Annotated in this window: 11 protein-coding genes and 1 riboswitch; of the genes, 5 read left to right on the plus strand and 6 right to left on the minus strand. The window is 62.8% G+C overall.

Translation table 11 applies throughout. The features are described 5' to 3' along the window. Positions 1-89: 89 nt before the first annotated feature. Both ACXJKO_RS24855 and rfbD read right to left on the minus strand, forming a co-directional pair. A complete protein-coding gene (locus ACXJKO_RS24855) occupies positions 90-1,280 on the minus strand; it encodes an O-succinylhomoserine sulfhydrylase (RefSeq protein WP_457093745.1) in 1,191 nt (396 codons plus the stop codon). A 58-nt stretch (positions 1,281-1,338) separates the two neighbouring features. Continuing rightward, the gene (gene rfbD / locus ACXJKO_RS24860) at positions 1,339-2,235 is read right to left on the minus strand and encodes a dTDP-4-dehydrorhamnose reductase (protein WP_457093746.1); all 897 of its coding nucleotides are present in this window, start codon (positions 2,233-2,235) and stop codon (positions 1,339-1,341) included. Positions 2,236-2,406: 171 nt separating this feature from the next. Between rfbD and ACXJKO_RS24865 the strand changes: the two genes are divergently transcribed. Then, the gene (locus ACXJKO_RS24865; RefSeq protein ID WP_457093747.1) at positions 2,407-2,634 is read left to right on the plus strand and encodes a hypothetical protein; all 228 of its coding nucleotides are present in this window, start codon (positions 2,407-2,409) and stop codon (positions 2,632-2,634) included. Positions 2,635-2,791: 157 nt separating this feature from the next. Further along, the gene (locus tag ACXJKO_RS24870; protein WP_457093748.1) at positions 2,792-4,099 is read left to right on the plus strand and encodes an MFS transporter; all 1,308 of its coding nucleotides are present in this window, start codon (positions 2,792-2,794) and stop codon (positions 4,097-4,099) included. Here ACXJKO_RS24870 and ACXJKO_RS24875 read toward each other — a convergent pair. Both ACXJKO_RS24875 and ACXJKO_RS24880 read right to left on the minus strand, forming a co-directional pair. Continuing rightward, the gene (locus tag ACXJKO_RS24875) at positions 4,054-5,004 is read right to left on the minus strand and encodes a transglycosylase SLT domain-containing protein (RefSeq protein ID WP_457093749.1); all 951 of its coding nucleotides are present in this window, start codon (positions 5,002-5,004) and stop codon (positions 4,054-4,056) included. The two genes, ACXJKO_RS24870 and ACXJKO_RS24875, sit on opposite strands and share 46 nt — an antisense overlap. A gap of 550 nt (positions 5,005-5,554) precedes the next feature. After that, the gene (locus ACXJKO_RS24880) at positions 5,555-7,531 is read right to left on the minus strand and encodes a TonB-dependent receptor plug domain-containing protein (RefSeq protein ID WP_457093750.1); all 1,977 of its coding nucleotides are present in this window, start codon (positions 7,529-7,531) and stop codon (positions 5,555-5,557) included. Positions 7,532-7,568: 37 nt separating this feature from the next. After that, a riboswitch (cobalamin riboswitch) is annotated at positions 7,569-7,786 on the minus strand. A 57-nt stretch (positions 7,787-7,843) separates the two neighbouring features. On the opposite strand from ACXJKO_RS24880, the gene ACXJKO_RS24885 reads away from it, so the two are divergent. Beyond that, on the plus strand, positions 7,844-8,659 hold the full coding sequence (locus ACXJKO_RS24885) for an ABC transporter substrate-binding protein (protein WP_457093751.1): 816 nt from the start codon (positions 7,844-7,846) through the stop codon (positions 8,657-8,659). A gap of 4 nt (positions 8,660-8,663) precedes the next feature. Here ACXJKO_RS24885 and cobU read toward each other — a convergent pair whose 3' ends face one another. Next, positions 8,664-9,209, minus strand: a complete 546-nt coding sequence (gene cobU, locus ACXJKO_RS24890; RefSeq protein WP_457093752.1) for a bifunctional adenosylcobinamide kinase/adenosylcobinamide-phosphate guanylyltransferase — start codon at positions 9,207-9,209, stop codon at positions 8,664-8,666. A gap of 36 nt (positions 9,210-9,245) precedes the next feature. Then, complete coding sequence (locus tag ACXJKO_RS24895; RefSeq protein WP_457093753.1) at positions 9,246-10,637, minus strand: sensor histidine kinase; 1,392 nt, start codon at positions 10,635-10,637, stop codon at positions 9,246-9,248. A gap of 249 nt (positions 10,638-10,886) precedes the next feature. Between ACXJKO_RS24895 and ACXJKO_RS24900 the strand changes: the two genes are divergently transcribed. Both ACXJKO_RS24900 and ACXJKO_RS24905 read left to right on the plus strand, forming a co-directional pair. Then, on the plus strand, positions 10,887-11,924 hold the full coding sequence (locus tag ACXJKO_RS24900; RefSeq protein WP_457093754.1) for a lysylphosphatidylglycerol synthase domain-containing protein: 1,038 nt from the start codon (positions 10,887-10,889) through the stop codon (positions 11,922-11,924). Between the two features lie 73 nt (positions 11,925-11,997). Beyond that, the coding region (locus tag ACXJKO_RS24905; RefSeq protein WP_457093755.1) for a histidine kinase dimerization/phospho-acceptor domain-containing protein at positions 11,998-12,693 on the plus strand (696 nt) is incomplete at its 3' end.

Here is a 12,693-nt window from a genome sequence, read left to right on the forward strand (position 1 = left end):
ATCTTTGCTTGTGAGAGCAGGATGAGGACTCCTGTTCTCACGCAGAAGTGTTTTGGACTAACCCGAATTTCCCGGGCCTTAAGCGCCGGTCAGGCATGCTCCAGCGCGGTGGTGATATCCGCGAGCAGGTCTTCCCTGTGCTCCAGACCGACCGACAGGCGCACGAGACTGTCCGAGATCGCCATTTCCGCACGCAGTTCGGGAGTGAAGCGCTGATGCGTCGTCGTCGAGGGATGCGTGACGAGGCTCTTTGCATCGCCGAGATTGTTGGAGATACGGATCAGCCTGAGGGCGTTCATGAAGCGGAACGCCGCTTCCTTTCCGCCGCGAACTTCCAGCGCGATCATGGTGGAGGCGCCGGTCATCTGCTTCCTGATCAACTCCGCCTGCGGATGGTCGGCGCGGCCGGGATAGATCAGGTTTCGAAGTTTGGGATGATCGTGAAGCGCATCGGCCAAGAAGCCCGCATTGGCGGTCTGGCGTTCCACGCGCAAGGCAAGGGTCTCCAACCCTTTCAGAAGCACCCAGGCATTGAACGGCGATATCGAGGGGCCGGTCATGCGAAGGAATTGTTGCACCTTGGTCTCGATGAACTCCGTCGAGGCCAGGATGACGCCGCCGAGACATCGGCCCTGTCCGTCGATGTGCTTGGTGGCCGAGTACACTACGCAATCAGCGCCCAGAGCGAGAGGCTTCTGGAAGAGGGGCGTGGCGAAAACGTTGTCGACGGTCAGCGTCGCGCCGGCCTCATGGGCAATGGCGGCCACACCGGCGATGTCGATGATCTGAAGGCTCGGGTTGGACGGCGTCTCCAGAAGGAAGGCCTTCGTTTCCGGCCGCACGGCCTCGCGCCAGGCGTTCAGGTCCGTGCCGTCCACGAGGGTGCAGCCGACGCCGAACCGGGGCAGCAGATCCTCCACCACCCAGCGGCAGGAGCCGAACAATCCACGCGCCGCCACCACATGGTCGCCAGCCTGGACCTGAGAGACCATGGCGGCCGTCACCGCCGCCATGCCGCTCGCGGTCGCCCGCGCAGTCTCCGCGCCCTCGAGGGCTGCGATGCGCTGCTCGAACATATCGACGGTCGGGTTGGAATAGCGGCTGTAGCTGTAGCCGGCCTCCTCATTGAGGAACCGCCGCTCCGCACTTTCCGCGCTCTCGTAGACGAAGCCTTGCGTCAGGAAGAGCGCTTCCGAAGTTTCGCCGAAGGGCGTGCGGATCTGCCCCTCATGGACAAGCAGGGTTTCCAGGCGATAATTCGGGTCGTGTGGCGATGTCATGGGGTTACTTTAAGGTCGTTCTTTAAAAAGAACAATCGTTTTGTCTGGAGAAGGCAGCTCAGTTCTCGCGCGACTCCTGGAGCAGCCGTTGCACACACGCCGACAAGGATTCCTGCCATGGTGGCAGGACAATTCCGTAGGCATCCGTCAGCTTCGTGCAGTCGAGGCGCGAATTGGCGGGGCGCTTGGCGGGAGTGGGATAATCGGCGGTCTCAATCGGCCGAACCTTTGCGGCAGGGCCTCCGAGCCGTGCGGAGGATGCGAAGATCTCGGCCGCAAACTCGGCCCAGCTGGCGTATCCGGAGCCCGCCATGTGGAAGATGCCGCGCAGGCTCCGATTCTGAGGGTTCTCGATAAGCTTTCGCCCGACGCCCAGGATGCCGTCCGCGATATCGAGGGCGCTCGTGGGCGAGCCGACCTGATCGGCCACGACGCCGAGTTCCTCGCGCTCTGACCCTAAGCGCAGCATGGTCTTCACGAAATTCTTGCCGAAGGGGCTGTAGACCCAGGCAGTGCGCAGGATCACGTGGTCCTGTGCCTCGGTGGCCACTGCCTGCTCGCCCATGAGTTTCGACGCGCCATAGACACCGAGCGCGTTGACGGGGTCGCTCTCGCGATAGGGGCGGTCGAGGGTTCCATCGAACACGTAATCGGTCGAGATATGGATGACCGGAAGCCCCATGGCGGCGGCAGCGCCCGCAACGACGCCCGGCCCGATGCCGTTGATGGCCTGTGCCAGCTCCGGCTCCTTCTCGGCCTGATCGACGGCCGTGTAGGCCGCCGCATTCACGATCATGTCACCGCCGGTCTCCCGCAGGATATCCTCGATGCCGGATGGATCCGCGAGGTCAAGCCTGGGGCGGCCCAGCCGAACGGCTGTAACACCGTGAGCGGATGCGCGCTCCGCCAGCGCGCGGGCAACCTGACCTTCCTGGCCGATGACGATGATACGCATGGGACCCTCTCTTTCAGCCGCGCGGATATCGGGAAAGGCCGAGCGGAGCAACCGAGCCGCCGAACGGTTATGACGAAGCGGGATTTGCTGCGCTGGAATATCACACTCCTGTCACTCTTTGTCTGTACTGCTCGATTCGTGGCCCGGAGAAAGACGAGGATGGAGGTGGGTATGTACGCTTACAACTTATTCCTAAGCACTAACCAGGACGGTCTCGTCTGCGCGGTGCCGGAGGAGCGTTCAGTTCCCTCCTTCGTGGTCGAGCCCCTCTGGAAATTCAGTGGTCGGGTGGACAGCTGCGAGACCCCTCTCGGCTTCGACAGGCAGGCCGCCATGACGGGCGTGCGCTTCAATGGCTTCTATCTGTTCGCCAGCTTTCCCAAGGAATCGCATCCGTAAGGTTTCTTGAGCATTCCGACAGTCCGGCGCAGGCGCGCCGGACGCGCAGTCCCGGCTCCGGGAGATATTTCGAACATTTAAGCACTTGATCTTGATGGCAGCCTGCCATCAATCTGGCTGACCCTGCGCTTGCCGCTTCGCCATTCCTGTTTGAGCCGTGAATTCCTCCTTTATCCTTATCTGGTCGGTCACGGCCGCGACGACCCTGCTCCAAGTCGGTAACGGACTTCTGCAGGCGTTGATGCCGCTGCGCATGCAGGCGGAGGGGCTTTCCATCACGGCGATCGGCCTGGTCGCGGCGGCTTACGGACTGGGTTTCTCCACGGGCTGCTTCATCGCGCCAGCCTTCATTCGCCACGTGGGCTATATCCGCGCCTTCGCGAGCCTCGCGGCTGTGGTGTCCGTCGTCGTGCTCGCGATGACGCAGGCGCATTCAACAGCCGCCTGGATGATCCTGCGCGGGCTCACCGGCGTGGCGTTCGCCTGCATCTTCACCCTGACCGACGGCTGGATCAGCGCCCGGGCGACGTCGAGCCATCGCGGACGCATTCTCTCGATCTACATGGTCTGCACGAGGGTGGCGCTGATGCTGTCGCCGCTGGGTATCGGCCTTGGCGACATCCGGACGGATGGATTGTTCATGGCGGTCAGCGCGGGATTGACGCTGTCGCTGCTCCCGATTGCCGCGACGACGACCAAGGAACCGCCTCCTCCGCAGAGCGTCAGGATCGATGTCAAGAATCTGTTCGCGGCCGCGCCCTCGGCCGTGGTGGGGTCCTTCGTCGTCGGGCTGATCAACGGCCCCGTCATCGCCATCACGCCCGTCTTCGGCGTGAGCATCGGCTTGAGCCAGGAAATCGCGGCGGCGCTTCTCGTGGCGCTTCAGGGCGGCAGCCTCGTGATGCAATGGCCGCTCGGCTGGCTCTCCGACCGGGCCGACAGGCGCATCGTCATCGCTGGGCTTGCCGCCGGCACGAGCCTCGTATCCCTGGGGATTCTTCTAGCCAGCCAGATGAATGCGCAGATTGCAATCATCTGGCTTTTCGCCGCCTGGGGCGGGCTGGCCTTGTGCATCTATTCGATCTGCGTGGCCCATGCCTGCGATATCGTCGATCCGGGCCGCATCCTCTCGACCATCGGAACGCTGCTGTTCTCCTGGGCCATCGGCGTGAGCATCGGGCCGCTGCTCGGTGCCGTCGCCATGGAACTGCTCGGGCCGAAAGGGCTGTTCATCTATTCGGCAGTGGCGTCGTTGGGGCTTGCGGCCTTCATCATTGTGCGCATCCGTCAGGTGCAGCGGCAGCCTGCGAAAGGCGGCTTCGTCGAAGTGGCGCCAACGAGCCCTGTTTCCGGCGTCGTGACCTCCCGCGCGGAGGCCGATGCAGATCGGCAGGAAGGTTCAGCCGATCCGAAGACGGATCAGAACGTGGCGTCCGCTGTGGTCCGCGAGGAGACATCCTCGTAGCGGTTCAGACGCTTGTCGATCATGTTGTCGATCTTGCTGTAGACCTCGGACACGCTGAGCTGCCGGGTCTTCTTGCCGTCCTTGGCGAAGAAGAGAGACTTGTTGGAGCGTGCCGCGGCAGGGAACGCGCTTTTCGCGCTCTTCTTGGGCGTATCGTCCACGAGCGCGATGAAACGGCTTGCGCTGTCCACCCCGAAGAAGTGGGAGAGATAGAACTCCGAGCGGCTGAGCTTGCGCCCGAGGCGGTTCTCGATCTTGTTCTTGTCCCGCTGCATCATCTCCGCCGCCATGAGCGCCGAGATGTAGGGATTGCGGCGCAGGCCGAGGATATGCTCGCGCTTGACGTCGTCCGCGACCGACAGCTTGCCGGTCGGCCCCTCGATGGCCTCCGCTTCCATGATCAGGCCGTGCTTGGGCCCGAAGGAGCGGACGGCCTCCAGCCATGTGCTCGAGATGAACTGGAACAGACCGACCGCCGAAGAGGTCGAGGCCTTGTTGCCGGGCAGGAAGCTCGATTCCTTGTCGGCCAGCGCCATCATGTAGACCGGATCGGCCTCCGTGACCTGCGACGCGCGCAGGATCGTATCGACGATCCAGACCGGCACGCGCATGTCCTCGAATTCCATGTGCTCGACGAGCGTCACGTTGATCTCGTCATCCGCCTCGCCCTCCGATGCGGGAGGGTTGGTGAGGGGGAGGGAGACGACGAACTGCTCCAAAAGCTTGGCGTAGGTGAGAAACTCGGCGGGCTCGACGGGAGTGATGGCTTCGAGGGGATCGTTGGTAACGATCTGGGTCTCGACAGGAGCCTTCGGGTCGAACGTGCTCGCCGGGTGCGGCTGAAGCGGCACTGCCTTTGCGGAACCCAAGCTGAGCCCGAGAGCCAGGGCGCCAAGGCCGGCCATGGTAACAATACCGAGTTTCTTGTCACGCTTTCGGACCCGTGCGCCATCCGGCCGTGCCGTACGCGCTTGAAAGCCGAGAGTGTCAGTGTCCGCACAACACAAAACTGATGACTGGCATGCGCCCTTCGGCGCTGTCAGAGCAACCTGCATTCGGTGTAGCCCCCTGAAACGACCGCTTTCCTGCCGAGGCTGGTTCGCGGCCCTTCTTCATTGACGAGGGGGAGTATGTGCTAATTCGATATGTCCAGAATAGGTCAGCTTGGCCTTTCAATAAGCATTGGTTCCCTGGTGCGACGATGCGCCGCCCACTTACGTAAAGAGGAGTTTGGATGAGTTTCCTTTAATTTCCCGGAAAATCGCGACAATGCTACGCAACATCTGAAGGACATCTTGCCGCAAGGGAAATTGAACTTATTGATAAGGATTGAGCCAGAGGGATTATCGTTCCGTTACGTAATATGTTCGAATGAAGGCAGCCTGCTCCAAATGAAAGACCCAGACACCCTGAGGTATCTGGCTCATGCGATCCGGCCCGGTTCTTAGCCTGCGCTCACCAAGTGGCGCGCAGCCCGGCATAGAAGGAGCGCCCCGCTGTTCCATAATCGTAGACCTCCTGGTAACGGGCGTCGGTCAGATTCTCCGCGCGGGCGTAGAGGCTGAAGGTGTCGTTGATCTTGTAATCGGCATAGACGTCGAACCGCGCGTAGGGCGCGAGTTCATACAGCTCGCCCGGCGACGAGAAGCGGCTTCCCACGAAAACGACGGACGGCTCGATAGACAGACCCTGGATCGGGGTTACGGCAAAGCCGATGCGTCCCTGATCGCGCGGTCGGCGGGCAAGGCGCAAGTCCGTCTCCTCGTCAAAAGCTTCGAGATGCGTGTAGTTCGCCTTGATGTTCAGCCATGACGGAATGACCTGCACATCGGCGGACAGTTCCACGCCGCTGGTGCGAGCCTGGTTCACGTTGATGAAGCAGCCAAAGGTCTGCTCGGGCCGGCATGTATCGGCCAAGCCGTAACCGATGAGATTGCGGAAGCGGTTGGCGAAGAACGTGGCCGAGAGCAGCACGCGATCATCCGCCATCCGCTGATCCACGCCCACATCGAAGCCGATGGAACGCTCGGATTCGAGATCGGCGGTGCCGGAGAAGGGATCGAACTTCTGATACAGCGTCGGAGCCTTCGCGCCCGTGCCGAGGCTGCCCCGCAGCTTCGTGCCGGTCTCGACGAATTCGTAGGCCGCAGTTCCGCGCCATGTGCCGAACGTATCGCCATCTTCGACGGCGTCGAGCCGACCGCCGAGCGAGAGATGCAGGTTCTCGAAGGGGCTGAACTGGTGGAGCGCATAGAGCGAGCGCGTGGTCTGCGTGGCATCCACCGTCTCGATTTCCGGCGTCTCGACGGGCAGCACACTGCGCGTCGTGGAAACGAGCTGCTCCTGCTCTGCCTTCGCGCCGAAGGTGAGAAGGCCGAAGGTGCCGAGCTTCAGATCGCCCTGATATTCGGCGGAGAGCCGGTTGCCCTGATAGCCGTAATCATCCCAGTAAAGGCTCGGCAGAGCGTAGGAACCCACGAGGCGGTAGTCGCGATCCGTGCGGCTGCCTGAGACGAGGAACGTGTTCTTCAGAATTCCGTCGAAGGCATTGGCGGTCAGGCGCGTATGGCCTTCGTAGAGACGCTGCTGCGTCCGCGAGGGAGCATCAGGCAGGAATTCGAAGGAGGACGAGCTGTTGTCGATCTGGGCTTTGTTGCTGCTCGCATAGCCGCCGATTTCGAGTTCCACGTCGGGCGAGATCGCAACCGAAACACGCCCCGCCGCACCGAGACGCTGYGCGCTGTCCGCCTCGAGCGGGGACGAGACTGCATCCTCGATGCGGCCGATGCGATAGCCATAGCGCGAGAAGCCGGCCGTATCGAAGCCAGTAGCCGAGAAGGCGTAGGACGTGGCGTCGTTGTTGCCGGAGATGGCGGCGCGCCCGGCCTTGGTAGCGTAGCTTCCGCCCTCAACGCCGACGCCGATGCGCGGTGCGCCCTTGCCCTTGCGGGTGATGATGTTGATGACGCCGCCTATAGCGTCCGACCCATAAAGAGCCGATTGCGGACCGCGCAGAACCTCAATGCGCTCAATATCGACGGCAGCAAGGTTCGAGAAGTCAAACTCGCCGGCATCGGACGACGGATCGTTCACGCGGATGCCGTCGATGAGAACGAGTGTCTGGCCTGACTCAGCGCCGCGGATACGCACGGTGGTCGTGCCGCCCGGTCCGCCGGTTTCCACGACGGTGACGCCTGGAACCCGGCGCAGCACCTCGGCGGGCGTCTTGATGGATTCCTTTTCGATCTCCTCGCTCGTGATCACCGAGATCGCGCTGCCGGCCTGCGTGATCGCAAGGGGAGAGCGCGTGGCCGTGACCACGAAGTCGGGAACGGGCGCGGCCTGATTGACGGATTCCGCATGCGCGGCGCCAAGCGAGAGAGCGCAAAACGAGACGGATGCCGCAAGCATGCGGCGTGAAGGCATAGCCATGGAGACCTCCTGCTCGCCCCACCGGCGAACAATGTGGATTGCGTGTTCGACGCCGGCCGGTCTCCTGGCTTGCGGGTCATCGCGAACGATCCGCCTTCCCAAATTCTCTTGAGCTTTCCTGCCCAAAGATTCAGTGGCATGAAGGATCGCCGCTCGCCGCTTACAGTTGCGGGGGCAGCCACGGAATAGGACAAAGTCCGCACCGTGTTCCCGTTTCACCTCGATGGTCGAGGCACCAACGTCGGAAACACTCTTACGGGCTTGTTCCTCATGCCGCAACTGCGCCTCGGCCGGTTTTTCAGATGGATGCTGATGTTTGGCGTCGCATCCCTGCTGTCTGCCGTTGCGGCACAGGCTCAAGGCAGGCCCCAGCGGATCGTGTCGCTCAATCTGTGCACCGACCAGATGCTGCTGGCTCTCGCTGATCGCGAGCAGATCGCCTCATTGAGCCCGCTCATTCGCGATGCCTCGATCTCCTTCATGGCGGAGAAGGCCGGAGGCCTGCCCGTCAATGACGGCAGCGCGGAGACGATTTTGTTCAGCGGGGCCGATCTCGTTCTCACAGGCACCTATACTCGCCAGAACCAAGCCGCGCTGTTGCRAGGCCAGGGACTCAACGTGCTGGCCCTTGGCCCCTGGACGAGCCTCGCAGAGGGGCGGGAGCAGATCCGTACGATCGCGAAAGCCATCGGCCACCCGGAACGGGGCGAAGCTCTCGTGCAAGAGATCGATGCCGCGCTTGAGCGCACGAAAGGGATCGCGAAGAGCAAAAGCAGCGTTCTAATCTACGACCGGGGAGGGTGGGTGTTGCCCGCGACCTCGCCCACGAACGAACTTCTGGTCCATATGGGCCTCGTGCCGCATCACGAGGCGCTCGGCCTTCCCCATGGCGGAATGGCGCGGCTGGAAACCATCGTCACGATGCCGCCCGATTTTCTTCTCGTCGATGAAGCCGCCGGGCGCATGGTCGATAACGGCACGGCGCTGTTCGTTCATCCGGCTCTCGTGCGGGCAGTCCCGCCGGAGCGCCGCATCGTCATTCCCAGCAAGTTCACCATCTGCGACGGTCCATCCACGCCCGCCGCCATCGAAGCGCTCGCTGCGGAAATCAGCGCCAAGGTGCGCTGAGAACCTATCCGAGTTGCAGGTTCAGGGGAGGGAACGGTTTGAGAAGAACCGGGCATCCCGCCGCCACGAAAACCACAGCCTCGCAGGCTTTTGCGATGAGTTGATTCAGGCGGCCCTGCTCATCGCGGAATGCGCGGCCGAGGGGTGTTGCAGGCACGATGCCATGGCCGACTTCATTGGAGACGAGGATCAACGGTCCCTTCGCATCCCGCACCGCATCGGCGAGCGCAYCCGCTTCACGCTTCACATCGCGTTCCGCAAGAAGGATGTTCGAGAGCCATAGCGTCAGGCAATCCACCAGCACCACCTGTCCCGGCGTCGCATGTACTCGTATGGCCTGCGCAAGCTCCAGGGGTGCTTCCTCCGTTCGCCATGTTTCATCGCGCTCTTCCTGATGAAGCGCGATGCGTGCACGCATCTCGTCATCGAAAGCCTGCGCCGTCGCGATGAGGATGCGCGATGCGGCGGCGTCTTGCGCCCATTGCAGCGCCAGACGGCTTTTGCCCGAACGGGCGCCGCCCAGAACGAGGGCAGTACGGTAAAGCGTCATGAGCAATCGATCCCCGGCGTCTGATGTCGACTGCCGTTAGCCGGTCAGGCGGTCTAAGGGCAAGGTCATGTGGACGCGCAGGCCCTCCATCAACCATTCCCGATCCAGCGTGCCGCCGAGCTGGCCGGCGATGCTTCTCTGCGAAAGCTGCGTGCCGAAGCCTTCGAATTCGGGCTCGCCCTCGATGATCGGGCCGCCTGTCTCGATCCACAGAAAATCGACCTGCTCGCCTTGAACCGCCCAGCGCAGGGACAAATGTCCTTCCGGAAGCGACAGGCTGCCATACTTGCCGGCATTGGTCGCCAGTTCGTGCAGGACGAGGGCAAGGCTCGTGGTGGCATTGGACCCTACATGCACGCTGGGTCCCTCGATGGCGATGCGGCTCTGGCCTCCTTGGCGATACGGCTCGATCACGGCCTCGCACAGCCGCCCGAGATCGACCTCGGAGCCGATGCCGTGATGGGAGATTGCCGCCGGCTGCACCAGCTCATGCGCTCGCGACAGGGCGCTCAGGCGTCCACGAAGGGCGTTCGCCATTTCCTTCGGGTCTGTCGCCGTACGCGCGGTCATGGAAACCATGCCGTTGGCGATGGCGAACAGGTTCTTGACCCGATGGTTCAGTTCCCGCGTCAGGAGGAACTGCGCCTCTTCCGACGCCTTACGATCCGTGATGTCGCTGAGAACGCCGGATAATCGGATGGCGCGGCGCCCCTGACCCTCCTGGATGAAGAGCGTCTGCCCGACGGAGCGGAACCAGCGCACCTGCCCGTCGACCAGATGGACGCGGTATTCGCACTCGTAATGCCCGCTGCCACCGGGACTGCAGGCATGCTCGATGCATTTTTGAACGCTGTCGCGGTCGTCCTGATGGATGGCGCTGTAGGCGTCTTCGAGGCTCGTGCTGAACATGCCATCCTGCGGAATGTGATGCAGGGCGCAGCACYCCTCGTCCCAGGTCACCAGCCTCGTTTCCAGATCGATCTGCCACGTCCCGAGATTGGCGGCCTCCAAGGCGAGCCGATATTGGGACTCGAGGCTGCGCACGGCCTCTTCCGCCTTCTTCTGAGCGTTGATGTTGGTGCTCGTGCCGAACCAGCGCTCGATCTCGCCGGATGGGGCGTGTGTGGGCATGGCACGGCTGAGCACCCACTCATAGTGCCCGGCGGCATTCCTGACCCTGAATTCGTCTTCGTAGGGCCCGCCGGAGGTTGTCGCCTGCTGCCACCGCTCCAGAACGCGGCGCAGGTCCTGAGGATGAACCACGGCCTCCCAGCCTTTTCCGAGGAACAGCTCGGTCGAAACGCCTGTGAACTCCTGCCAGCGCCGGTTCACGTAATCGATGGTTCCATCAGGACGGGTCGACCAGACGAGCTGCGGCAGRGATTCTGCGAGAACTGCAAACCGGTTTTCCGTTTCGTTGAAAGTCACTCGAAATCCTTATGCCGCGCCTGATGCCCGTTCCTACACCAATTAGAGCACCATTCTTGAGGCCCTTTTCGATGCTGACAATCGAAATCGCTCTCAATTTAGGATTTTCGCCCCGGAAGAGTAGCCCCGGAGAGGGGAACGCATTAAGAAGCCGCTCGCGTCTGGCGATCTCCGCCATGAGCGCATAGATGCAGGACAGCCTTCGAACCAGAAGCGCCCCTTATCACGCTGAGGCCGATTGATTTTTGCATGAACGATATGAGCCCCCATCCGGTTGCTCCGCCCGACATGGCCTCCGCCGAAGCCCTCCATCCCAAGGAGCGCCGTTCACGGCGCTTCGCCTGGATCGGCATGGCGGCGAGCCTTCTCCTGTTCGGGGCGTCCCTCGTGGTGCTCTGGCACATCGTCTCGGACATCGACGTCTATGAGCTCAAATCGGCCTTCACGGCCGCAAGCCTGCGCCAGATCGGCCTCGCTGTCCTATTCACGATCATCAGCTACAGCCTGCTGACCTGTTATGATGCCATAGCGTTACGTCAGCTCAAGCTCCAGGTTCCTTACCGCACAACGGCTCTGGCCTCCTTCACCAGCTACGCGGTCAGCTTCACGCTGGGCTTTCCGCTGCTGACAGCTGGCACGGTGCGCTATTGGATCTATTCTCCCAAAGGCGTCAGCCCCGGGCGGGTGGCGAGCCTCACCGTCATCGCGGGGGTGACCTTCTGGCTGGGCATGGCCCTTGTGCTCGCCTGGAGCATGATCCGCCAGGCGGATGAACTGGCGAGCCTCGTCTATACCCATATCTGGATGAACCAGCTCGTGGGCCTCGGCGCGGCGATTTTTGTGGTGGGCTATCTCGTCTGGGTCTCCCTCAAGCGCCGGTCTGTCAAGATCCAGGGCTGGAAGCTGGAACTGCCGGGCTTCCGCCTGTCCATCGCTCAGATCCTGATCGGGGCGGGCGATGTCTGCGCCGGGGCCGCCGTTCTCTTCATCCTTCTGCCGGGAGGGCACAATCTCAGCTTCGAGACCTTCGTGGCGGTCTATATCTTCGCCGTCATGCTGGGCGTGGCGAGCCATGCGCCGGGAGGCCTGGGCGTCTTCGAGGCCACCATTCTGCTGGCCCTGTCCAGCTATCCCCGCGAGCCTGTGCTCGGCGCGCTGCTGCTCTATCGCCTCTGCTATTACCTCGTGCCCTTCGTGATCGCGCTCGCCTTCCTCGGCGGCTATGAGGTCCGCAACCGCATCCGCTCCTCCCGCAGCGCCTTCAAGCCGGACGAGGAACCTGCCTGATCAAGCGTGACAGGAGATGACACCTGGAGGGGGACGCTTTAGATAAGGCCGGGCAAACCCTCCGAGACCCTTGATGAGCGCTCCCGACGAGACCCCACCTGACGGTGCTCCAGGCCCGGACCCCATGCGCCGGGCGACGTTGCGCGGCGCCGTTCTGGCAATTCTGTTGGTGTTCGTGGTTGTGCTGTGGCGGGGCTACAGCGATGTCTGGTTCGTGCTGGCGGCAATCGCCGCCGTGGCGCTTAGCGCGGCCTTGGGCGGAACGCGGCGGCATCTCAATCCGGAACGTCAGGTCAAGGCAGCCGCGGCGGCGCGCAGCGGCATCGCCGAGACCTTGCTGGCCCATATTCCCGACCCCGTGATCCTCGTAGACAGGCGCTCCCTGGTCGTCGAAGCCAACCGGGCCGCCCATGGGCTTCTGCCCGGCCTCAAGACGAGCCATCCGCTCTCCTTCGCCCTCCGTAGCCCCGATGTGCTCGACGGGATCGACGAGGTGCTCGACACCGGAATTCCGCTGAAGATCGAATATTCCGAGCGCGTTCCCACCGAGCGCACCTTCGAAGTCCATATCGGCCCCCTGCAAGGAGATACGACGAGCATCGACGTTCAGTCCGGCGTCGTCCTGTTCTTCCGCGATCTGACCTCGGCGCGCCGCCTGGAGGTGATGCGGGCGGATTTCGTGGCCAATGCGAGCCATGAGCTGCGCACGCCCCTGGCCTCGCTTCTCGGCTTCATCGAGACCCTCCAGGGCCCGGCGCGCAACGATCCC

The sequence above is a fragment of the Microvirga sp. P5_D2 genome (genome assembly GCF_054049475.1).